Here is a 24,045-nt window from a genome sequence, read left to right as displayed (position 1 = left end):
GGTATTATGAGCGGAGAAGTCAGAAGGACAAAGCGGGAACTCATGTATGAAGGCGCTATCCTGGAGGTGTATCGGGATACGATGGAATTTGCCAATGGCAACAGCGCCAGGTGGGACTATATCCATCACGCAGGGGCGGCTGCCGTCGTGCCGGTTCTGGACGATGGCAGAATACTTATGGTGCGGCAGTACCGCAATGCCCTAGAGAGGGATACGCTGGAGATACCGGCGGGGAAGCTGGATGGGGCAGGCGAGCCGGGAATCGAGTGCAGCAGAAGAGAGCTGGAGGAAGAGACCGGTTACCGGGCGGGAAAGCTCGACTGGCTCATCACGATACGTCCTACGGTTGCCTACTGTGACGAGCGGATTGAGATTTTCGTGGCAAGAGACTTGACTGCATCGAGACAGAACCTTGATGAAAACGAGTATGTGGATGTCAGGCCATATGAACTCTGCGTACTGAAAGATATGATTTTTGACGGAAGGATAGAAGATTCCAAAACAGTCGCGGCACTGCTGGCATATGAGTCCAGATACCTCCTGTGAAGGGAACGGCAGCTGCCGTCTGAAGCTAAGCAGACATAAAATAAGAATATATCGGAAGACCCGGCATATAATGAAGTATCTTGACAAGAGGAGGAGTATTTGTGAGGATACGGGAAAACAAAAAGTATTTTGTTTTATTTTGTATGCTGGGTTTTTTGATTGGAATCTTTTATGCTAATATTGTGTCAAAGGATTACATAACAAGCATGGGAATCTTCAATGATTTCTTTTTAAACCAGTATGCCCAGACAGATATAGGTATGGCAGAATATGCCTGGTATATCATTCGGATTCGGATGATGCCGGTCATCCTGCTCTTTGCGCTGGGATGCACTAGATTCAGGAAAGGGATTGTCGTGGCATTTCTGCTTTGGACAGGCTTTTCCTGCGGTATGATAATGACGTCCGCTATCATGAAGATGGGAGTCAAGGGTATCGTGCTGTGCCTGCTTGCGATGACGCCGCAATTTGCATTTTATATCGCGGGATATGTCGTGCTGCTCTGGCATCTGTTTTCCTATCCGGAATCTAAGTGGAATCTTACCAAGACGGTCTGCTTCCTGCTTCTGATCGCACTTGGCATTGTCCTGGAGTGCTATGTCAATCCTGTGCTGATGAAGATGTTTCTGAAGACTTTGTGAGTTTAGTGAAGCAGACGCCGCTGGGGAGGCTCCCCAGCGGCTATCTACTTTACTGGCACGGGCGGGGGTGGCTGTGTGCCGCTACTGGCTGATGGAAAGCTTTCGCTGTGTCAGCACAGTGATAAGGGGCAAAGCAGGTTGATAACCTTAGTTGAAAGTGATTGTCATGAAGAAGAGCCGGAATCAGGCAGGGGATGTTATGTGATATAACATCCCCTGCCTGATTCCGGCTCTCAGACTGTAGACAAACTACATTCCTGTTATGGATTTATTCATGTAGTGTATAAAAATACAGGACACCAGATAATTAAGGATATCTGATGTCCTGACAACTTATATTTAAACTGAAATTTTCCTCCCATATAAACTGGGTTTTGTCGCTCTGTGAGTTGTGCTTATTTTGTATGTTTCCAAGGTCTCTCATTACCAAGCCATTTTTTATCCGTCCAGTATTTCTTATCTACAGCAAACAGAGCCAAATCATTTTTTTTATGAAACGATCTCAACATTAAAAAAATAAATTTATACTTTATCCCCGGTGATGTATTTCCTTTTTTTGCTTTGATTTTGCATGCTGTTTTATCTATTTTAATTGCAATTTGTTCTTTTTTCTTATCATCAACACCTTCCCATGATGCTGCCATTACCTCAAAGGGAAGCTTATACACCTTCGGTATACCTAAGTAAAACATCTGCTTGGCCATTGATTTTGTTACACCTTTCGTTCCAAGTATTGCCCCTGTGCTAACAACGACAGCTATTTTTGATAGCAGACCTTCTTCAGGTCTGTGGCCAATCCATGCAGTAAATATATGCTCAAAGAATCCTTTTAAGTGCGATGTCATCCCCATGACATAGTTCGGTGAACCGATTACTATAACATCTGAGGAAAGCATGGAATCAAAAATAATGCCTACCTTCTCCGAATGTGGGCAATGCTCTCTACCCTTATATAGGCAGGCCGCACAGCCCGAACACCCATCGCTCAAATCTCTCGGCAGAAAAAATTCGTCAATATTGTCACTGATTTTTTCCGCAGTCATTCTCGCTATATGATATGTACTGCCTTTGTGGTTTTGCCCATGAATTAACGTTATTTTCATTCAGTTTTGCCACCCTTTCAATCAGTATAAAATATAAATAACCTTTGTTGCAATTCTAATTTAGCTTATTATACATTATTTCAGAACAAAAGGAAAGCAATGCATATTTATTCTCATATATGCACTGTTAAACTGATAAATAGACTTTGTCTACAGTCTGAGAGCCGGGTGGGAGATGCGCAGGTGTAAGCGGAAGAGGCGGAGAATCCTTTCCGCAGCCCTTATCCTGCGGGATGCAAGCTGCTATCGGCGCGCATTCCGGAGGGTTAGGGATACGTGAAATAGTCGCAGCCTCGTACGCATCGGAGCAGATGCCATCCGGTTCCACACCCGCAGCCACTTTACTCAAACACACTTTTTCCTGCGAACTGCCAGATAATAATACAGGTAGAAGATGCAGAACAGGAAGATGCAGAGCTGGCTTGCCAGCAGTCCCCACAGATAGCCCCGGATTCCATATACCGGGATCAGGAGGAGTACGCTGCCGATACGGATGAGCAGGCCGACAGCGTTGATGACAAAGGAGAGAGTCGTTTTGCCGATACCGTTGATGATGCTGATAAGGGTGTTGTCTGTGTAGAGGAATGGGCATATCCATGCGAGGGTGACGATGAAGCTACCGGCCGCGGGGCTGTGGAACAGGAAGGAACCGATCCAGCTGCCGGTCAGCAGCAGAAGGGCGCAGCAGCCGCTGCCGAGCAGCACGCAGCAGGACACGACTTTCTTGATAATGGCGGACATCTCCCTCTGGTTATCAAGAGCCTGTATCTCTGCGACAGTCGGAAGTAGCATGGTGGAGATGGAATTGGTAATGGCGGAAGGGAACAAGATGCAGGGAAGTGCCATTCCGGTCAGTACGCCATATGTACTAAGTGCTGCTTTATTCGTCATCCCATATGCCTGCAGCCGCAGCGGAATCGAGATAGCTTCCACGCTTTGCAGGACGTTGAGGAGTACCCGGCTTCCGGTGAGCGGGATGGACAGGAAGAGAAGCTCTCTCATATTCCGGCCGAAAGAGGGCAGGGCGGGCCGTATCTTCCTCAACGACATGGATTTTCCCGTGACAGCCTTCAGGCAGAAGAGGGAGGAGATGACTTCCCCGGCTATCAGCCCGGCCACTGCGATGGATATGCCGAAGGTGACACCATTTTTCTGGCCGAATACGTAGATGAGATATACGGACGTGATTCTGGCCACCTGTTCGATGAGCTGTGACGTGGCAGGCACTCCCGTCATCTTCAGACCAAAATAGTAGCCGCAGATACAGCTGTGGATCGCGGCGAAAGGAAATGCATAGGACAGGATGACGAGCAGCTCGGCGCACCGGTCGTCCTTCAGGAAGGCCGATGAGATGAACCATGCGTATTTCTGCAGCAGCAGTGTAGTGATGCATGAAATTATGACAGTAAATACGATGCTCGTATACAATAATTCTCTGGCTTCTTTTTCCTGACCAAGCGTAGTGCGCTTGGCAACACAGCGGGATAAGGCTATTTCAATTCCGGCGGAAGTAAGTGAAAAGCAGAGGGCATAGATGGGGAAAATGAGCTGATAGAGCCCGACGCCTTCTTCGCCGAAAGTATGGCTCAGAAAAATCCGGTAAAAAAAGCCCATGAACCTGGTGGCAAAACCGGTAAGGGTAAGGATGAAAGTTCCTTTGATAATGGCACGTTTTCTGGACATAATTAACTCCTATAGGATATCGTTATAAGATATTCAGGATATATGCTTGACAGAACAGAATTAAAAGTGTTATTCTACAGAAAGATAAATCCCAGTAAAATACTAGGAATTAAAGAAGAAGGTGATAGCATGAAGCTTTCAACGAAGGGGAGATATGGCCTGCGGGCAATCATAGATCTGGCCAGATATGCGGAGACAGAGCCTGTCTCTATCAGCAGCATAGCGGCGAGGCAGGAGATATCAGAGCGATACCTTGAGCAGCTCGTCGGCCTGATGAAGAAAGCGGGACTTGTAAAAAGCATTCGGGGTGCCGGAGGGGGCTATGTGCTGGCGCGGGATATGGAAGATATATCAGTCGGTGATGTGCTGCGTGCACTGGAAGGAAGCCTTGAGCCGGTGAAATGTGCTGCATTCTACACTGAAGACGGGTGTATGGCGTCAGACGGCTGCGTGACGAAATACGTATGGCAGAAGATCAATGACAACATCAACCGGACGGTGGATCAAATCAAATTGGATGAATTGGTTCTGGAGAGCAGGCGTGTCAATCCACAAGGAGAATGTGCCAATCCCCAGTGCAATAAATAAAAACTTAAGGAGGAAGAAGATATGGGACAATTTATATATTTGGACAATGCCGCGACGACAAAGACGGCGCCAGAGGTTGTGGAGGCGATGCTTCCTTATTTTTCAGAGAAGTTCGGAAATCCATCTAGCGTGTACGGATTTGCCTCGGCAAATAAAGAAGTCATAACGGCACAGAGGGATATCATCGCAGCCGCGCTTGGCGCCAAGAGCAATGAAATCTACTTTACGGCAGGAGGTTCGGAGGCGGATAACTGGGCGCTGAAAGCGACAGCGGAAGCATATGCGGACAAGGGAAAACATATTATTACGACGAAGATAGAGCACCATGCCATTCTTCACACCGGAGAGTATCTCCAGAGCAAAGGATTTGACGTAACATATCTCGATGTGGATGAAGAGGGTATCGTCAGGCTGGATGAGCTGAAAAGTGCAATTCGTCCGGATACTATCCTTATATCAGTCATGTATGCCAATAATGAGATAGGGACGGTCCAGCCGGTGAAAGAAATTGGCAAGATCGCCCATGAACACGGCATACTGTTCCACACAGACGCGGTTCAGGCATTTGGACAGATACCTGTCGATGTCGACGAGTGCCATATAGATATGCTGAGTGCCAGCGGACACAAGCTGAACGGACCTAAGGGAATCGGTTTCCTGTATATACGTACAGGCGTTAAGATTCGTTCCTTCGTCCATGGCGGGGGCCAGGAGAGGAAGAGACGCGCGGGAACGGAAAATGTTCCAGGTATCGTAGGTCTCGGTTCCGCGGTAGAACGCGCGATGAGGACGATGTCAGAACGCAGTAAAAAAGAAAGTGCCCTGAGAGACTATATGATTGAGCGCGTGGAAAAGGAGATTCCGTACTGCAGACTGAACGGGCACAGGAAGAAACGTCTCCCGAACAATGCTAATTTTAGTTTCCGCTTCATCGAGGGAGAGTCCCTGCTGATTATGCTCGATATGAAAGGCATCTGCGCGTCGAGCGGTTCCGCCTGTACGTCAGGTTCCCTCGATCCGTCCCACGTACTGCTTGCAATCGGCCTGCCTCATGAGATCGCACACGGCTCGCTGAGGCTGACGTTAAGTGATGAGACGTCTAAGGAAGATATCGATTATGTCGTTGACCATTTAAAGGAAATCGTGGAGCATCTCAGGAAGATGTCCCCACTCTATGAAGACTTTGTAAAGAAAAATTCTTAAACGTACGAACAAGGAGGAAGACAGATATGTATTCAGAAAAAGTAATGGACCATTTCCAGAATCCGCGCAACGTAGGCGAGATAGACGGCGCAAGCGGTGTCGGAACGGTAGGAAATGCAAAATGCGGTGATATCATGAGGATGTATCTTGATATAGATGATAGCCATATTATCCGTGATGTGAAATTCAAGACTTTTGGCTGTGGCGCGGCTGTCGCCACAAGCAGTATGGCAACAGAACTGGTCAAAGGCAAGACGATAGAAGAGGCGCTGAAGGTGACGAACAAAGCTGTCATGGAAGCGCTGGACGGACTGCCGCCGGTAAAGGTACACTGCTCTCTGCTTGCGGAAGAGGCGATCCACGCCGCACTCTGGGATTACGCCGAAAAAAATGGTATCAAGATAGAAGGACTGGAAAAGCCGAAATCAGATATCCATGAGGACGAAGAAGAGGAAGAAGAAGCATATTAAGCGAAGGTGGCAGGATGGAAAATAAAAAAGTTGTCGTAGGGATGTCCGGCGGCGTAGATTCTTCCGTCGCCGCTTATCTTCTGAAGGAGCAGGGCTACGATGTCATTGGTGTCACGATGCAGATATGGCAGGACGAGGAGCGCGCGGTACAGGAAGAAAACGGAGGCTGCTGCGGGCTGAGTGCTGTAGAGGATGCGAGAAGAGTGGCGGCCCGCCTGGAAATTCCGTACTATGTAATGAATTTCAGGCAGGAATTTAAAGAGCATGTCATCGACTATTTTGTGGAGGAGTACACACATGGACGTACACCTAATCCTTGTATTGCCTGCAACCGGTATGTGAAGTGGGAATCTCTCCTTAAAAGAAGTATAGATATCGGGGCAGATTATATCGCAACCGGCCACTATGCGAGAATCGACCAGCTTCCAAACGGAAGATATGGGCTGAAAGTATCGGCCACAGCGGCAAAAGACCAGACATATGCGCTCTATAACCTGACACAGGAGCAGCTTAAGCGTACGCTTATGCCTGTCGGCATGTATGAAAAAGAAGAGATTAGAACGATTGCCTGCGGCCTTGGCCTTGCGGTGGCAGACAAGCCGGACAGCCAGGACATCTGCTTTGTTCCGGATGGAGATTATGCCTCGTTCATAGAAAAAGAGACCGGAACGGGCATGCTTCCGGGTAACTTCGTTACTGCAGACGGCACCATAGTCGGTAAACATAAAGGAATCATACACTATACGGTAGGGCAGAGGAAAGGTCTGGGACTGTCCCTCGGGCATCCGGTCTTTGTTCTGGAGATACGGCCTGGGACGAATGAAGTCGTGGTTGGGAGCAATGAAGAATCTATGTCCAGACGTGTGAGGGCGGACAAGGTGAACTTCATGTCTGTCGGGGAGCTGTCGGAGAAAAAGAGGGTGTGGGCCAAAATCCGGTATAACCACAGAGGCGCCTGGTGCACGGTAGAAATGACAGGTCCTGACGAGATAGTCTGTACTTTTGAAGAGCCGCAGCGGGCCATCACTCCCGGACAGGCGATTGTACTCTATGACGGAGAATATGTCCTTGGCGGGGGAACAATTATAGGAGATGAATAGGAAGAATATGAGAGCAGATGTGCACATGCATACATCATTTTCACACGATTCTAAGGCGGCGCCTGAGGAGATGATCCTCGGGGCGATAGACAAAGGTCTTGAGATGATTTGCTTCACCGACCATTTCGATAAAGACGAGATGGAATGGGGAGAAGAGAGCATCTTCGACCCGGAAGAATATTTTAAGGTGCTGCGTCCTCTTCAGGAAAAGTACGAGGGCAGGATCGATATCCGCATCGGCGTGGAACTCGGCCTGCGCCCGTATCTGGGGGACTATTACAGGGAACTTACAGCCAGCTATCCTTTCGACTTCGTGATTGGATCCGTACACTGCGTCGATGCGGCGGATCCTGCGACAGGGAAGCTTTTTGAGGGCAGGACAGACGAAGAGGCATACAGGATTGCATTTGAGGAGATACTGAAGGATATCCGTTCCTGTAAGGATTATGATGTGCTTGGACATCTCGACTATGTAGTCCGCTACGGGGCAGGCAGGGAGAAGGCCTATGTATATCATGCATTTGCGGACATCATCGATGAGATACTCCGGACGCTCATAGCCGGCGGTAAAGGGCTGGAACTGAATACGGCGGGCCTCAAATACGGGCTTCCATTCGCCCATCCGCATCCGGATGTGCTGAGGCGTTACCGCGAACTTGGCGGTGAGATGGTCACCGTCGGGGCAGACGGACACTGCCCGCAACACATCGCGTATGATTTCCAAAAGGCGGGAGATATCCTGAAGTCATGCGGCTTCACATATTATACAGAATTTTCCGGCAGGAAGCCTGTTTTTAAGCAACTTCCATAAAAATGGTAAAAGCCCTTGAATTTTTGTATCAAATTTAGTACAATTATAAACGGTTGATGATTCTTTAACGATGTTAAGGAGTTTCAAAAATAAAGGCTGTGTAACAGTTAACAAACAAACTTTAGGAGGAATTAATCATGGCAGTAAAAGTAGCGATTAATGGATTCGGGCGTATTGGACGTCTTGCATTCAGACAGATGTTCGGAGCAGAAGGGTATGAAGTAGTTGCAATCAATGACTTGACATCTCCCAAAATGTTAGCTCACTTGTTAAAATATGACTCTTCACAGGGAAAATATGCTTTGGCTGACAAGGTAGAATCTACCGATGACTCTATCATCGTAGATGGCAAAGAAATCAAGATTTACGCTAAAGCGAATGCCGAAGAACTTCCATGGGGAGAAATCGGCGTGGACGTTGTTCTTGAATGTACTGGATTCTATACATCAAAAGAAAAAGCATCTGCACATGTAAAAGCAGGCGCAAGAAAAGTCGTTATCTCAGCACCGGCTGGAAACGACCTGCCAACTATCGTATATAATGTAAACCACGACATTCTGAAACCGGAAGATACAGTTATCTCCGCTGCTTCCTGTACGACCAACTGCCTTGCACCGATGGCAAAGGCACTGAACGACCTCGCGAAGATCAAATCAGGTATCATGTGCACGATTCATGCTTACACAGGCGACCAGATGACACTTGACGGACCTCAGAGAAAAGGCGATCTCAGAAGATCCCGCGCGGCTGCTCTGAATATCGTTCCGAACAGCACAGGCGCTGCAAAGGCTATCGGCCTTGTCATTCCTGAACTGAACGGCAAGCTGATCGGTTCTGCACAGCGTGTTCCAACACCTACAGGATCTACGACTATCCTGACAGCAGTTGTAGACGGAACAGTTACGGTTGACGATGTAAATGCAGCGATGAAAGCAGCAGCTACAGAATCCTTCGGATATAACACAGACGAAATCGTATCCACTGACGTTATCGGCATGAGATATGGTTCACTGTTTGATGCTACCCAGACAATGGTACTGCCTTTAGATAATGGAACAACAGAAGTACAGGTCGTATCCTGGTACGACAATGAGAATTCTTATACGAGCCAGATGGTAAGAACAATCAAATACTTCTCTGAATTAGCATAAATCTGCTTTAAGACTCACAAAGGGGTCCGGTCTATATTGGGCCGGATTCCTTTTAAATTATCAGAATATAGAGGGAATTTTCATAGGGGTCAGACCCCTATGCCCAAAAGGGGTCTGACCCCTATGAAAAGGAGGCCATCAAATGCTTAATAAAAAATCTGTGGATGATATCAATGTAAAAGGAAAAAAGGTACTTGTCAGATGTGATTTTAACGTGCCGCTTATCGACGGCAAGATAACGGATGAGAACCGTCTTGTGGCGGCGCTGCCGACTATCAAGAAGCTTGTTGCGGACGGCGGCAGGGTAATCTTGTGTTCCCATCTAGGCAAGCCGAAGGGGGAAGCGGTTCCTTCTCTTTCTCTTGCCCCGGTCGCTCAGCGCCTGAGCGAGCTGCTTGGACAGGAAGTAAAGTTTGCCGCTGACCCGGAAGTGGTAGGGCCGAATGCGAAAGCCACCGTTGCAGAGATGAAGGACGGCGACATCATACTGCTTGAAAATACACGCTACCGGGCAGAGGAGACGAAGAACGGTGAGGCATTCTCCAAGGATCTTGCGTCACTGTGCGATGTGTTTGTCAATGATGCGTTCGGAACCGCGCACAGGGCACACTGTTCTAATGTAGGAGTCACCCGGTTCGTCGACACGGCTGTCGTAGGCTATCTCATGCAGAAGGAGATAGACTTCCTCGGAAATGCAGTAAACAATCCTGAGAGGCCATTTGTCGCCATTCTGGGCGGCGCAAAAGTATCCAGCAAGATATCCGTCATCGAAAATCTGCTGGACAAGGTGGATACCCTGATTATCGGAGGCGGCATGTCCTATACATTCAGCAAGGCACAAGGCGGCAGCGTCGGCAAATCACTGCTTGAAGAAGATTACTGCAGCTACGCGCTGGAAATGTTGGATAAAGCAAAAGAAAAAGGCGTCAAGCTGCTTCTTCCTGTAGATACGGTTATCGCGGATGATTTTTCCAACGATGCAAATTCTAAGGTGGTAAAGGCGGGAGAGATTCCGGCAGACTGGGAAGGGCTTGACATAGGTCCTGAGACAGCCGCTATGTTTTCGGAAGCGGTAAAAGATGCAAAGACCGTTGTATGGAACGGACCGATGGGTTGCTTTGAGATGCCGAACTTTGCAAAAGGTACAGAGGAGGTTGCAAAGGCCCTCGCGGACACAGACGCCACGACGATTATCGGGGGCGGAGATTCCGCGGCTGCGGTAAACCAGCTTGGGTACGGAGATAAGATGTCCCATATATCAACAGGCGGCGGAGCTTCGCTCGAATTCCTGGAGGGCAAGGAGCTGCCGGGCGTAGCCGCAGCTAACGATAAATAAATGCTTTAGCAGATCAAATTTATGAAATAGGAGAGAAAAAGATGGCAAGAAGAAAGATTATAGCTGGAAACTGGAAGATGAACAAGACACCGAGCGAGGCAGTCGCGCTCGTGGAAGAATTAAAGCCGCTCGTGGCAAACGAAGATGTGGACGTAGTGTTCTGCGTCCCCGCGATTGATATCATCCCTGTCGTAGAGGCGTGCAAAGGGACGAACATCCAGGTAGGCGCTGAAAATATGTACTTTGAAGAGAGCGGTGCCTACACAGGTGAAATCGCTCCTGCTATGCTCACGGACGCAGGTGTAACATACGTAGTCCTCGGACATTCTGAGAGAAGAGAGTATTTTGCAGAGACGAGCGAGACTGTCAATAAGAAGATGCTGAAGGCATTCGAGCATGGGATCACTCCGATCATGTGCTGTGGGGAGACGCTTGAGCAGAGGGAGCAGGGTGTTACGATGGATTTCATCCGCCAGCAGGTTAAGGTCGGTTTCATGGGTGTCACTGCAGATCAGGCAAAGACGGCAGTTATCGCTTATGAGCCAATCTGGGCTATCGGCACTGGAAAGACAGCCACGACAGAGCAGGCACAGGAAGTATGCGCAGGTATTCGGGCATGTATCGCTGAGATTTATGACGAAGCTACGGCAGAGGCCGTCCGCATCCAGTACGGAGGTTCTGTAAATGCTGCCACGGCACCGGAGCTGTTTGCACAGGCAGACATCGACGGCGGCCTTGTAGGAGGGGCTTCCCTGAAGGCTGATTTCGGAAAAATAGTCAATTATAAATAAGTGACAGCGGGAGCCGCAGGAAGCAGATTCCTGCGGCTTTTCCTTTCCCGGCGGCATAACGCGGCATGCCAGTGGCTCCTGAGGGATACTGCGTGCCAAACGTTATAAAGTGGAAGGGACGCCTTGAAAGATAGCAGGATATCATGTAAAATTAAATTTTGGAAAAGAGTAAATAGTAGGAGATGAATTATGAGTAAAAAACCAACAGTATTGATGATTCTTGACGGATATGGGCTAAACGACAGCAAAAAGGGAAATGCCGTGGAAGAGGGCAGGACTCCTATTATGGATAGGCTTATGGCGGAGTGCCCGTTTGTAAAAGGCTATGCAAGCGGAATGGCTGTCGGGCTTCCGGACGGGCAGATGGGAAATTCTGAAGTCGGGCATCTGAATATGGGTGCGGGACGCATCGTATATCAGGATCTTACGAAGATTACGAAAGCGATTCAGGATGGAGATTTCTTTGAGAATGAGGCACTTCTGGCAGCTTGTGAAAATGTGAAGAAGAACAACTCTTCTCTTCATATGATGGGCCTTGTGTCGGACGGTGGTGTCCACAGCCACAATGAACATATATATGGGCTGCTGGAACTGGCAAAGAGACAAGGAATCAAAAAAGTATATGTACATTGTTTCCTCGACGGCCGTGACACGCCGCCGGCATCTGGAAAAGGCTATGTGGAGGAACTCGTTGCAAAGATGAAAGAGATTGGCGTCGGCGAAGTTGCCACTGTAATGGGGCGCTACTACGCTATGGACAGGGATAACCGTTGGGAGCGTGTAGAGAAGGCATATGAGGCTATGGCCGAAGGCAGGGGTGAAACTGCGCCAGACGGACCGGAAGGCATCCAGGCTTCCTACGATAAAGATACGACAGACGAGTTCGTCCTACCCACGGTCGTGGTGAAGGACGGCGCACCCGTGGCAACTGTGAAGGATGGTGATTCCATCATCTTCTTCAATTTCCGTCCGGACCGTGCCAGAGAGATTACGAGAACGTTCTGCGATGACAAATTTGAAGGATTTGACAGAGGAGGGCGCATTAAGACGACGTTCGTGTGCTTTACAGAATATGATGTGACGATTGAAAATAAGCTGGTCGCTTTCGTAAAAGATGAGATTACGAATACATTTGGAGAATTTCTGGCAGCAAATGGAAAGACGCAGGCCCGTATCGCTGAGACGGAAAAGTACGCGCATGTCACATTCTTCTTTAACGGAGGCGTAGAAGAGCCGAATGATGGAGAAGACAGAATACTCGTGAAGTCTCCGAAAGTGGCTACGTATGACTTGAAACCGGAGATGAGTGCATATGAAGTATGCGATAAGCTTGTCGAAGCCATCAAGTCTGACAGATACGACGTTATCATCATCAACTTTGCCAATCCCGACATGGTAGGACACACAGGAGTCGAAGCTGCCGCAATCAAGGCAATCGAAGCAGTAGACGAATGTGTGGGCAGAGCAGTGGCGGCACTGGAGGAAGTAGACGGGCAGATGTTCCTCTGTGCCGACCATGGCAATGCGGAGCAGCTGATAGATGATAAGACAGGAGAGCCTTTTACGGCACATACGACAAATCCGGTCCCGTTCATCCTTGTGAATGCCGACCCGGCGTATAAGCTGAGAGAAGGCGGATGCCTTGCGGATATCGCCCCTACGCTTATCGAGTTGATGGGAATGGAACAGCCTGAAGAGATGTCAGGCAAGTCTCTGATTGTAAAGGGATAATTGACTTCCAAAATAAAAGCAGAATCCTGGTTTTTATTCTTATGTAGACGGGCAGGCCGAAGGTACATGCAGATATGTACCTTCGGCCTGCCCGTCTATTTTGCATCATTCCATATTCTTATTGGCGGTTGACAGCATGAGCTTGATACGGTTCAACTGGTTGACCTCGCTCGCGCCGGGGTCGAAGTCAATCGCTACGACATTGGACTTCGGATAGCGCCTTCTCAGCTCTTTTATGACGCCTTTGCCCACGACATGGTTTGGAAGGCAGGCGAACGGCTGCGTACATACGATGTTGGAGGCGCCGCTGTGGATCAGCTCCAGCATCTCGCCGGTGAGGAACCAGCCTTCTCCCGTCTGGTTTCCGAGGGAGACGATTTCGGACGCCATACGGCCAAGATCTTCAATACGCGCCGGAGGATCAAAATGCCGGCTTGCTTTAAAAGCTTCTGTAGCAGGAGCGCGGAACCATTCCAGCACTTTGATGCCGAGGTTGCCGAACGTCGCCTTCGATTTTTTGAATCCAAGATGCGACACCTTGAAGTTCTGATTGTAGAAACAGTAGAGCAGGAAGTCAAGCAGATCGGGTACGACGGCCTCTGCACCTTCACTTTCCAGAAGTTCGACGAGATGGTTGTTGGCAGCCGGAAGAAACTTGACGAGAATCTCGCCGACGACGCCGACCCTTGGCTTCTTTACGTCCAGCAACTGTATATTAGTGTCGAAATCCTCGACTATCTCCCGGCACAGTTTCTTGAACTTTCGTCTGGAAGGATATCCCTCAGATACGAATCTGGCACATTCCTTCACCCATTTCCTGTGCATTTCATTTACAGAACCGGGAACAGCCTCATAGGGACGCAGCCGGTACACGCACTTCATGAAGATATCCCCGAATATGGCGGCATATACGCCGCGCAGCGCCAGAGCGGGCGTAATCTTGAACCCTGGATTGCCCTCCAGGCCGCTCAGATTGATGGAGATGACCGGTATGTGAGAGTACCCCGCTTTCTTCAGCGCCCTTCGGATAAATCCGATATAGTTGGAAGCACGGCATCCTCCGCCTGTCTGGCTGATGATGACCGCCAGCTTTCCGGTGTCGTATTTTCCGGACAGAATGGCTTCCATAATCTGCCCTACCACCATCAGAGAAGGATAACATGCATCGTTATTGACATATTTCAACCCTACATCGACCGCCTGCTTGTTGTCGTTCGGCAGCACATCTACATGATACCCGGATGCGCGGAAAGCAGGTTCCAGCAGCTCAAAATGCATCGGAGACATCTGCGGACAAAGTATCGTGTAGTCCTTGCGCATCTCTTTCGTGAACGGCACTTTCTCTATAGCAGAGGAAGAGACGCTGCGTTTCGTGTTTCGCTGCTCTCTTACACGGATGGCTGCAAGAAGCGAACGTACGCGGATTCTGGCGGCTCCTAGATTATTGACTTCATCAATCTTAAGTGAAGTATATATCTTGTCTGAGTCTGTCAGTATATCGGCCACCTGATCCGTCGTAACAGCATCCAGCCCGCAGCCGAATGAGTTGAGCTGTATCAGGTCCAGATTATCTACCGTCTTTACGTAGTTTGCCGCGGCATACAGCCTTGAATGGTACATCCACTGGTCCATGACGTTCAGGGGACGTTCCACCTGCTTCAGATGTGAGATGGCATCTTCCGTAAGTACGGCGATATTGTAGGAATTAATGAGCTCCGGCAGCCCATGGTTGACTTCCGGATCGATGTGGTAAGGACGCCCTGCAAGAACGATTCCCCGGTTGCCCGTTTCCTCGAGGAACTTAAGCGTCTCTTCGCCTTTACGTCTCATGTCCTCCCTGCAGGCTTCCAGCTCTTTCCACGCCTCATGAACGGCAGCCTTGATATCCTCCTTTAGTATGAGGAACTTAGAGGCGAGCTCATCCGTCAGGCGCCGGGACAGCGTGTCTTCATTGGCGAAGGATATAAACGGGTGCATGAAATCCACTTCCTCATTGGCGATAGCGTCGATATTGTTTTTGATGTTTTCCGGGTAGGAAGTTACAATTGGGCAGTTATAGTGGTTGTTGGCATCTGAGAACTCGTTGCGCTCATAAGGGATAGAGGGGTAGAAGATATGTTCAATCCCCTCGTTTATGAGCCATTGTATATGTCCGTGTGCCAGCTTTGCCGGATAGCACTCAGATTCGCTTGGAATCGATTCGATACCAAGCTCATATATCTTCCGGGTAGAGGCTGGCGTCAGCACGACCCGGAATCCAAGCTTTGTAAAAAAGGTAAACCAGAACGGGTAGTTTTCGTACATGTTCAGGACACGGGGAATCCCGACAGTTCCACGTACGGCCTCCTCATCACTGAGCGGCGTGTAGTCAAAATAACGCCTGGCCTTATAATCGAACAGGTTCGGCAGCTTGTTTTCATTCTTCTCCTTGCCAAGACCACGTTCACAGCGGTTACCTGTGATGAATCTGCGTCCGCCGCTGAAATGGTTGATCGTGAGGCGGCAGCTGTTCGTACAGCCTTTGCACTTCGTCATGGTTGTCCTGTATTCCAATGCCTTGATGTCTTCGATAGAGAGCATGGTAGTGCCTTCACAGCCGATATAACGCTCCCTTGCGATGAGCGCTGCACCGAAAGCCCCCATAATACCTGCAATATCGGGACGTATGGCCTGGCAGCCGGCTATCTTCTCAAAGCTTCTCAGAACGGCGTTGTTATAGAACGTACCGCCTTGGACGACGATATGGCGCCCGAGTTCTGCGGCACTGGACACTTTGATGACTTTGAAAAGAGCGTTCTTGATTACCGAATAGGCAAGACCGGCGGAGATGTCGGCTACTTCAGCTCCTTCCTTCTGCGCCTGCTTTACCTTGGAATTCATAAATACGGTGCAACGGGTACCAAGGTCGATGGGATTTCTGGCAAAAAGCGCTTCATGTGCAAAATCTTCAACCGTATAATTCAATGATTTTGCAAATGTTTCTATAAAGGAACCACAGCCGGAAGAGCATGCTTCATTGAGCTGCACGCTGTCCACAGTCTGGTTTTTAATTTTGATACATTTCATATCCTGGCCGCCGATGTCCAGGATACAGTCGACATCCGGTTCGAAGAAGGAAGCGGCATAATAATGGGCCACTGTTTCCACCTCCCCCTCATCCAGAAGAAGAGCTGCCTTGATCAGTGCTTCCCCATATCCGGTTGAGCAGGAATGTACAATCTCTACCTCTTCCGGAAGCTGGCGGTAGATGTCTTTGATTGCATAGATTGTCGTACCGAGCGGGTCCCCTTCGTTATTGTGGTAGAAAGAGTACAGCAAAGTACCGTCTTCTCCCACAAGAGCCGCTTTGGTCGTCGTCGATCCGGCGTCAATGCCAAGGAATGCTTTGCCCTTATATGTGGCAAGGTCTTTCACCGGTACCTGATGCTTATCATGGCGTTCTTTGAACTCCGTATAGTCTGTCTCGCTGGAAAACAGAGGCTCCATGCGATCAACCTCAAATTCCATCTTTATCTTTCCGGCCAGCCGATTCTGCATCTCCTGGATTGGAATATCCAGGTCCTTTTTGGAATTCAGGGCAGAACCGATAGCTGCAAAAAGATGAGAATGCTTTGGTGCAATCGTGTGTTCGTCGTCCAGCTTCAGCGTGCGGACGAACGCTTCCTTTAACTCGGACAGGAAATGGAGGGGGCCTCCCAGAAAAGCGACATGTCCGCGGATTGGCTTGCCGCACGCCAGTCCACTGATTGTCTGGTTTACCACGGCCTGGAAGATGGAAGCAGCCAGATCTTCTTTGGAGGCACCTTCGTTGATGAGAGGCTGTATGTCAGATTTGGCAAATACGCCGCAGCGGGCCGCGATGGAATACAGGGCTTTATAATTTCTGGCGTATTCGTTGAGGCCGGAAGCGTCTGTCTGCAGCAGAGAGGCCATCTGGTCGATAAAAGAACCTGTACCGCCGGCACATACGCCGTTCATGCGCTGTTCCACATTGCCGTTTTCAAAATAGATGATCTTGGCATCTTCCCCGCCGAGCTCTATAGCTACGTCTGTCTGCGGAGCATAATCCTGAAGGGAGGTCGATACGGCAATTACCTCCTGGACGAAAGGAACGCCAAGGTGCTTGGCAAGTGTCAGTCCGCCGGAGCCGGTGATGACCGGCGACACCTGTATAGGTCCTAGCTTATAGACCGCCCTGCCAAGCAGGTCGGTGAGGGTTTCCTGGATATTGGCAAAGTGTCTTTCGTAGTCTGAAAAGACGACGTCGCTATTGTCATCTAAAACGGCGATTTTGACCGTCGTAGAGCCAATATCAATACCCAATGTATATAATTCTCTATGACTCATGATATGTACTCCTTATACTGGAAAAATATGTATTGCTTCTTATTAAATGTAGTTAGCTATTTACAACTTGTAACATTATACGACAAAAAAAGCGAAAAGACAATTCGCAAATGTAATAGATTTATAAAATTGCTGTTAAACTTCATAGGTATAAATTGACAAACAGAGTGTGAAACGGTAGAATGTCTACAGTGTCTAACATATGAAAGCAGGGAGCAAATATATGAATTGGTTGAATAAACTTGAACGGAAATTCGGCAGATATGCCATTCCGAACCTGATGTATTATATTATTATCTTATATGGAGCCGGTTTTGTGCTGAATCTTTTGAATCCTCAGTTCTATTCTCAATATCTGAGCCTGAATGCCGGGGCAATCCTTCACGGACAGGTCTGGAGAATTGTAACCTTCATCATCCAGCCGCCATCAACCAGCATTCTGTTTGCCGTACTTTTCCTGTATCTGTATTACATGATAGGGAAACAGCTTGAGATGGCATGGGGAGCATTCCGGTTTAACCTGTATTTTTTTGCAGGTTTACTGTTCCACGTAATTGCTGCGATTCTAGTATACCTGATAACAGGGGTGACGCTTACCCTGAATACCGGGTATCTGAACCTGTCCTTGTTCTTTGCATTTGCCGCGCTGTATCCAGACGTACAGCTGCTCGTGTTTTTTGTCATACCGGTGAAGGTGAAGTGGCTTGCCTGGCTTGACGGGGCTTTCTTCATCTGGGCGATTATACAGGCGTTCCTGCCCGCTTACGGCGGAGGCTTGTACGGCATCTTCTATAAGGCGAATGCCCTTGCGGCGGCTGTTTCCATCCTGAATTTCGCGATATTTTTCTTCGGTTCCAGGAATATGAGGCCATATTCGCCAAAGCAGGTGAAACGGAAGAAGGAATTTTATAAAAAGGTTCAGCAGGCGAAACGGCCGGACAATGTATATGAAAATGGAGCCCGGCACAAATGCGCGGTCTGCGGCCGGACAGAACTTGACGACCCGAACCTGGAATTCAGATACTGCTCCAAATGCAACGGCAATTACGAATACTGCCAGGATCATCTGTTTACACACACGCATGTAAAATAAGTAAGGAAAGAGAGAATATATAAGAGGTTATATGACTATGAAGAAAACGAAAATCATCTGTACGATGGGACCAAATACGAATGACGCAGGGCTGATGAGGAGGCTTGTCCAGAATGGCATGGATATAGCAAGGTTCAATTTCTCCCACGGAGACCATGAAGAGCAGAAGTCCAGAATGGATATGCTTAAGAAGATCCGGGAAGAAGAGAAGAAACCAGTTGCCATCCTGCTTGACACGAAAGGGCCTGAAATCCGTACAGGAGTATTGAAAGGCGGCAAAAAGGTCAGTCTGGACGCGGGCGATAAATTTGTGCTGACGACGAAGGAAATAGAAGGGGATAAGACAAGGGTCTCGATTACATACGGAGGTCTTGTGGAGGATGTGCAGATTGGGAAGAAGATTCTGATTGACGACGGGCTCATAGAGCTGACCGTACGTGAAAAGACAGATACAGACATTATTTGTACTGTCGATAACGGCGGGGAGCTTGGGGAACGTAAAGGTGTCAATGTACCGAACGTACCGATACGCCTTCCGGCAATTACGGAAAAGGATAAAGAAGATCTGAAGTTCGGGGTTGAACAGGAAGTTGACTTTATCGCTGCATCCTTTGTCAGGAATGCAGAGTGCATACTGGAAATCAGAGCGTGGCTCAAGGAATGCGGCTCGCCTTATATTCCGATTATCGCTAAGATAGAAAACGCGGAGGGTATCAAAAATATAGAAGAGATTATACGGTGCGCGGACGGCGTCATGGTGGCCAGAGGTGACCTTGGCGTAGAGATACCGGCCGAAGAAGTGCCTTATCTTCAGAAGATGCTCATCCAGAAGTGTAATGACTACTATAAACCGGTTATCACTGCCACGCAGATGCTGGATTCAATGATTCGTAATCCCCGCCCCACAAGAGCAGAGGTGACTGATGTCGCAAATGCGGTCTATGACGGTACGGACGCCGTGATGCTCTCCGGAGAGACTGCACAGGGGAAATATCCGCTGGAGGCGCTCCAGATGATGGTGCACATTGTGGAAAATACAGAAGAGCATCTTGACTATGAGGTGATTCTGGAAAAGGCGGCAGAACATAAGAGAAAAGGGATCTCCAGTGCTATCGGCTATGCATCCGTAGCAGCGGCAGATAATCTCGGCGCCAAATGTATCGTAACGCCTTCTGTCTCCGGGGCTACGGCAAGGGTAGTCTCCAAGTTCAAGCCGAAGGCAGATATCATCGGCGTGACACCGAACGAAGCGACGCTGAGAAGGATGCAGATATACTGGGGGGTAAGACCGTACAAATCAATCGAGTTCAATACGACTGAAGATATACTGACCGGTGCTATCGAGCTGATCAGCGCTAAGCAGGTGGTGGAACCGGGGGACATTATCGTATTGACGGCAGGCATACCGTCCCCGAATATCAAGCGCTCAAAAGAAGGCGTCAGCAATATGATGAGAATAGCAGTGGTAGATTAGGAGAATGGCACGGTATGACCGTGCTTTTTTCTATTATTGTACGGTTTTGTTATTGACAGGTGGCTGGGATTGTAATATAGTGTTCCCATGGAGAACTACTAGAAGAAAGAGAAGGACAAAAAGATGGAAAGTACGACATTTGTTGAACGTCTGCTGGAATTTGGACTGACGAGGCAGGAAGCGGCCATATACCAATGCCTTCTGGGAGAGGGGAAGACGACGGGGTATGAGGTTGCCAAGTTAATTGGCATATCCAGATCCAATGCTTATAATTCTCTTGCAAGCCTTACGGAAAAAGGAGGAGCTTATCTGGTGGAAGAAGGTACAACGAGGAAGTATGTGCCGGTACCGCTCAGAGAGTTCTGTAAAAATCATATAAGGATGCTGGAGGAATCGAGAAACTGGCTTATCTCTCATCTCCCTAATGAAAAGAGCAGCGCAGAAGGATATATTACGATAGAAGGAGCCCGCCATATACTGGACAAGATGAAAAACCTGCTCGGACAGGCGGAGAACAGAGTGTACATCTCATGTACGCGGAATTACCTGCTTCTTTTCGTACGTGAGCTGGAAGATCTTGTCGCGGCGCGAAAGAAGGTCGTCATTATCACGGACCGGCCGGTCCATCTTGCCAATGTGAAAGTATACATGGGAGAGGACAGAGGGATGCAGATAGGGCTGATTACGGATTCGAAATATGTGCTCACGGGAGAGTACGGGGAGGGCAGCATGAACACGTGCCTGTATTCCGGGCAGAAGAACTTTGTAGAGCTGTATAAGAGGGCATTAGGAAATGAGATAAAATTACTTGCGCTACGGGAGGAGAATAAAGAATCATGAAAAAAGAGACATTTGTAAAAAAAGAGCAGCTGGACGAAATCATAAAAGAGTATCCGACTCCTTTCCATCTGTACGATGAGCAGGGGATACGCAGGAATATGGAGGCGCTCCGGGATGCATTTTCATGGAATAAAGGATATAAAGAATATTTTGCCGTAAAAGCGACACCTAACCCGTTTCTCATCGACATACTGCGGGAATATGGCTGTGGCTGCGATTGCTCTTCCTATACAGAGCTTATGCTGTCGGAGGCAGTCGGGATTACCGGGGATGACATCATGTTCTCCTCAAATGATACGCCTGCGGAAGAGTTCGTATATGCGGAAAAGCTAGGTGCAGTCATCAACCTGGATGATATCACACATATTGATTTTCTGGAAGAGACGATTGGTTATATTCCTGAGACGATAAGCTGCCGTTATAATCCGGGCGGCCTGTTCAAGATCAGCAACGATATCATGGATAATCCGGGCGATTCCAAATACGGCATGACAACAGAGCAGCTGTTTGAAGCTTTCAAGATTCTGAAAGCCAAAGGCGCTCGAGAATTTGGCATCCATGCGTTTCTTGCCAGCAACACGGTAACGAACGAATACTATCCGATGCTTGCCAAGATATTATTTGAAGAGGCGGTCAGGCTGCAGAAGGAAACGGGAGTACATATAAAATTCATCAATCTTTCAGGAGGAATTGGCATTCCTTATACGCCCGATCAGGAGCCGAACGATATAAGAATCATCGGTGACGGCGTACGACGCGTATTTGAGGAAATCCTCGTTCCCGCGGGTATGGGGGATGTGGAGATCTATACGGAGCTTGGCCGTTTTATGCTCGGGCCTTACGGATGTCTAGTGACCGAAGCAATCCATGAAAAGCACACCCACAAAGAATATATCGGTGTAGATGCCTGTGCCGTAAATCTCATGCGCCCGGCAATGTACGGGGCATACCATCATGTTACCGTAATGGGGAAGGAAGACTGTCCGTGTGACCATAAGTATGATATCGTCGGCTCCCTCTGCGAGAACAACGATAAATTCGCGATTGACCGTATGCTTCCCAAGATAGAGATGGGAGATCTCCTCGTCATCCATGACACAGGGGCGCACGGCTCCTCGATGGGATACAATTATAACGGCAAGCTGAAATCAGCGGAGCTGCTGCTGAAGAAAGACGGCAGCACGCAGCTCATAAGACGGGCTGAGACACCGGCAGATTACTTTGCAACGTTTGACTGCTTTGATATCGGTAAAAAACTGCTGGATTAATGGTAAAATTTGCTTTTTCCATGGGCCTGATATATAATGGATACATTAATACTTTATGTAGGAGGGTAACTATGAAAAAAACAAAGAAAATAAGCCTGCTTGCACTGGTGCTCGTTCTAGCCATGGTAATGCTGAGCGGCTGCGGAGGAATGTCCAAAGAGGACGCAAAAGCATATGCGCAGTCCGTACTCGATGCACAGTATAAAGGAGAATTTAAAGAGTATATCAAGCAGACGGACGCTACCGAAAAAGAAGCGAAAGAACTGTATGAAGGCAACCTGGACGAGCTGCTTACGGAAGCCGGTATTGATAAGTCGACATTATCAGAGGAGATGGTTGAAAACTACAGAAATTTATTTCTCGACATCGGAAAACAGGTGGACTATAAGCTTGGCGATGCCAAAGAAGCGGACGATGATTCCTTTACCATCGATGTTAAGATAAAACCGCTGACAGCATTTGAGGGACTTGACGACGAAGTCCTGAGCGCGGTTCAGTCTGAACTGGCAGACGCGGCGGAGATTCCTGCCGAAGACAAAATCAATGAAATGGTATATGGAAAAATGTACGATATTCTGGCGGAAAAGATAGCCAACCCTGCATATGGGGACGAGCAGATCGTTACAATCCATGTTAAGCCGGATAAGGAAGGTGTATACTATATACCAGACGAAGATTTGACAGCATTGGATAATGCGTCACTTTTATAAAATAATTGTTGTAAATATCAGAACAATATGATACAATAAATCTCGGCTTGAGAAGGCCGGGATGAGCGGATGTGGCGGAATGGCAGACGCACAAGACTCAAAATCTTGCGGGGGCGACCTCGTGTGGGTTCAAGTCCCACCATCCGCAGCCGACGAAGAACACCGGAACCGAATTCCAACGGTTTCCGGTGTTTTTTTGCATTAAATTTTAAAGTGTCCCTCCATGTCCCGCTGCAAGTTGTTAAGATGCAGCTATCAAAAAAAGGAGGTACACAACATGGAAGGAAACGTAAACTTTATACCGGAAATTTACATCGGTGAAAATGGCAACTGGTTTATCAACAATTATGATACGGGGGTCAAGGCAAGAGGGGATGACGGTATCACGCCGCACATCGGTGAAAATGGCAGCTGGTACATAGGAGATGTGGACACTGGAGTATCGGCAACTGGCCCGAAGGGCGACAAAGGAGACGAGGGTCCAAGAGGCCCACAGGGACTGACAGGAGCCACAGGGCCGCAAGGTGCTACAGGTCCACAAGGATTGACGGGCCCACAGGGTCCGACGGGAGCCACGGGCCCACAGGGTGCAACCGGACCGAAAGGAGATACCGGCCCTGCAGGTCCACAGGGTCCAACCGGGGCTACCGGACCAAAAGGCGACATAGGTGCCGCCGGTCCACAGGGCCCGAAAGGAGACAGGGGAGATGCAGGGCCTGCCGGTCCGAAAGGAGACAAAGGAGATGAGGGTCCTGCAGGTCCGGTAAATATAGCCGACAATCTGGATACGGACGAAGAAGGGTTTGCGCTGGATGCGAGGCAGGGGAAGAAGCTTCATGAAGACCTGCAGGCCGTAAGCAGTATCTTGGACGGTGCTGTGCTAAATATCAGTTCCTATCTGAAGCCGTCAAATGATATCCTGGCAGAAGCATTGAAGACGCAGCATATGCTTTCCCTCGTGTCATCCGGGGAATATACGACGAACGTGCCGAACAAGTATTACAAATATACACTTGGAATCGTGCTGAGGCGTACGAGCGACCAGATTACGATAATCCTCTTTGGCCGGGATAACGGGCTGGCGACAAACCGATGGGACGGTACAAACTGGAGCGGCTGGAAGATCAGGTAACAGCTTCCATATTGAGTTTCGGGGCAA

The 24,045-nt window shown here is 48.7% G+C and carries 20 protein-coding genes and 1 tRNA gene; 18 read left to right on the top strand and 3 right to left on the bottom strand.

All coding sequences use genetic code 11. The features are described from left to right. Positions 1 to 6 precede the first annotated feature (6 nt). Positions 7 to 546, top strand: a complete 540-nt coding sequence (locus tag HMPREF0980_RS05545; RefSeq protein ID WP_049728092.1) for an NUDIX domain-containing protein — start codon at positions 7 to 9, stop codon at positions 544 to 546. Between the two features lie 101 nt (positions 547 to 647). Next, positions 648 to 1,187, top strand: a complete 540-nt coding sequence (locus HMPREF0980_RS05540; protein ID WP_242847343.1) for a stage II sporulation protein M — start codon at positions 648 to 650, stop codon at positions 1,185 to 1,187. A 395-nt stretch (positions 1,188 to 1,582) separates the two neighbouring features. Here HMPREF0980_RS05540 and HMPREF0980_RS05535 read toward each other — a convergent pair whose 3' ends face one another. Together HMPREF0980_RS05535 and HMPREF0980_RS05530 are read right to left on the bottom strand one after the other, a co-directional pair. After that, positions 1,583 to 2,290: a flavodoxin family protein gene (locus HMPREF0980_RS05535; RefSeq protein WP_049728090.1), complete on the bottom strand. Its 708-nt coding sequence runs from the start codon at positions 2,288 to 2,290 to the stop codon at positions 1,583 to 1,585. A 345-nt stretch (positions 2,291 to 2,635) separates the two neighbouring features. Then, positions 2,636 to 3,973, bottom strand: coding sequence for a polysaccharide biosynthesis protein (locus HMPREF0980_RS05530; protein ID WP_049728089.1), 1,338 nt, complete (start codon positions 3,971 to 3,973; stop codon positions 2,636 to 2,638). Positions 3,974 to 4,102: 129 nt separating this feature from the next. Between HMPREF0980_RS05530 and HMPREF0980_RS05525 the strand changes: the two genes are divergently transcribed. The 9 genes from HMPREF0980_RS05525 to gpmI all read left to right on the top strand — a co-directional run bounded on the left by HMPREF0980_RS05525 (position 4,103) and on the right by gpmI (position 13,154). Beyond that, positions 4,103 to 4,561 (top strand): RrF2 family transcriptional regulator, encoded by a 459-nt coding sequence (locus HMPREF0980_RS05525; RefSeq protein WP_049728088.1) that lies wholly within the window; start codon positions 4,103 to 4,105, stop codon positions 4,559 to 4,561. A 21-nt stretch (positions 4,562 to 4,582) separates the two neighbouring features. Beyond that, on the top strand, positions 4,583 to 5,764 hold the full coding sequence (gene nifS, locus HMPREF0980_RS05520) for a cysteine desulfurase NifS (protein WP_049728087.1): 1,182 nt from the start codon (positions 4,583 to 4,585) through the stop codon (positions 5,762 to 5,764). Between the two features lie 26 nt (positions 5,765 to 5,790). Next, positions 5,791 to 6,234: a Fe-S cluster assembly scaffold protein NifU gene (gene nifU, locus HMPREF0980_RS05515; protein ID WP_049728086.1), complete on the top strand. Its 444-nt coding sequence runs from the start codon at positions 5,791 to 5,793 to the stop codon at positions 6,232 to 6,234. A gap of 14 nt (positions 6,235 to 6,248) precedes the next feature. Then, positions 6,249 to 7,334 (top strand): tRNA 2-thiouridine(34) synthase MnmA, encoded by a 1,086-nt coding sequence (mnmA, locus tag HMPREF0980_RS05510; RefSeq protein WP_049728085.1) that lies wholly within the window; start codon positions 6,249 to 6,251, stop codon positions 7,332 to 7,334. Between the two features lie 7 nt (positions 7,335 to 7,341). Beyond that, positions 7,342 to 8,145: a histidinol-phosphatase HisJ family protein gene (locus tag HMPREF0980_RS05505; RefSeq protein WP_049728084.1), complete on the top strand. Its 804-nt coding sequence runs from the start codon at positions 7,342 to 7,344 to the stop codon at positions 8,143 to 8,145. Between the two features lie 137 nt (positions 8,146 to 8,282). Next, a complete protein-coding gene (gene gap, locus HMPREF0980_RS05500; RefSeq protein ID WP_049728083.1) occupies positions 8,283 to 9,296 on the top strand; it encodes a type I glyceraldehyde-3-phosphate dehydrogenase in 1,014 nt (337 codons plus the stop codon). Positions 9,297 to 9,438: 142 nt separating this feature from the next. Then, complete coding sequence (locus HMPREF0980_RS05495) at positions 9,439 to 10,632, top strand: phosphoglycerate kinase (RefSeq protein ID WP_049728082.1); 1,194 nt, start codon at positions 9,439 to 9,441, stop codon at positions 10,630 to 10,632. Between the two features lie 41 nt (positions 10,633 to 10,673). After that, complete coding sequence (gene tpiA / locus HMPREF0980_RS05490; protein WP_049728081.1) at positions 10,674 to 11,423, top strand: triose-phosphate isomerase; 750 nt, start codon at positions 10,674 to 10,676, stop codon at positions 11,421 to 11,423. A 189-nt stretch (positions 11,424 to 11,612) separates the two neighbouring features. Further along, complete coding sequence (gene gpmI / locus HMPREF0980_RS05485) at positions 11,613 to 13,154, top strand: 2,3-bisphosphoglycerate-independent phosphoglycerate mutase (protein WP_049728080.1); 1,542 nt, start codon at positions 11,613 to 11,615, stop codon at positions 13,152 to 13,154. Positions 13,155 to 13,259: 105 nt separating this feature from the next. Here gpmI and HMPREF0980_RS05480 read toward each other — a convergent pair whose 3' ends face one another. Beyond that, complete coding sequence (locus tag HMPREF0980_RS05480; protein ID WP_049728079.1) at positions 13,260 to 17,501, bottom strand: 2-hydroxyacyl-CoA dehydratase; 4,242 nt, start codon at positions 17,499 to 17,501, stop codon at positions 13,260 to 13,262. 223 nt (positions 17,502 to 17,724) lie between these two features. Between HMPREF0980_RS05480 and HMPREF0980_RS05475 the strand changes: the two genes are divergently transcribed. From HMPREF0980_RS05475 to HMPREF0980_RS19655, 7 genes are all read left to right on the top strand, one after another. After that, a complete protein-coding gene (locus HMPREF0980_RS05475) occupies positions 17,725 to 18,594 on the top strand; it encodes a hypothetical protein (protein ID WP_049728078.1) in 870 nt (289 codons plus the stop codon). Between the two features lie 37 nt (positions 18,595 to 18,631). Beyond that, a complete protein-coding gene (gene pyk / locus HMPREF0980_RS05470; protein ID WP_049728077.1) occupies positions 18,632 to 20,068 on the top strand; it encodes a pyruvate kinase in 1,437 nt (478 codons plus the stop codon). A 123-nt stretch (positions 20,069 to 20,191) separates the two neighbouring features. Continuing rightward, positions 20,192 to 20,908 (top strand): TrmB family transcriptional regulator, encoded by a 717-nt coding sequence (locus HMPREF0980_RS05465; RefSeq protein ID WP_049728076.1) that lies wholly within the window; start codon positions 20,192 to 20,194, stop codon positions 20,906 to 20,908. Then, positions 20,905 to 22,176: a diaminopimelate decarboxylase gene (locus HMPREF0980_RS05460; RefSeq protein ID WP_049728075.1), complete on the top strand. Its 1,272-nt coding sequence runs from the start codon at positions 20,905 to 20,907 to the stop codon at positions 22,174 to 22,176. The genes HMPREF0980_RS05465 and HMPREF0980_RS05460 overlap by 4 nt, the downstream gene beginning before the upstream one ends. Positions 22,177 to 22,247: 71 nt before the next feature. Continuing rightward, positions 22,248 to 22,886 (top strand): hypothetical protein, encoded by a 639-nt coding sequence (locus HMPREF0980_RS05455; protein ID WP_049728074.1) that lies wholly within the window; start codon positions 22,248 to 22,250, stop codon positions 22,884 to 22,886. A 65-nt stretch (positions 22,887 to 22,951) separates the two neighbouring features. Then, positions 22,952 to 23,034, top strand: a tRNA-Leu gene (locus tag HMPREF0980_RS05450). Between the two features lie 129 nt (positions 23,035 to 23,163). Further along, positions 23,164 to 24,018, top strand: coding sequence for a collagen-like domain-containing protein (locus tag HMPREF0980_RS19655; protein WP_049728073.1), 855 nt, complete (start codon positions 23,164 to 23,166; stop codon positions 24,016 to 24,018). Positions 24,019 to 24,045: the final 27 nt, after the last annotated feature.

This window comes from Dorea sp. D27, assembly GCF_001185345.1.
GTDB lineage: Bacteria > Bacillota > Clostridia > Lachnospirales > Lachnospiraceae > Extibacter.
Note: the sequence above shows the minus strand (reverse complement) of the source record. Positions and strands in the feature narration are given on the sequence as shown.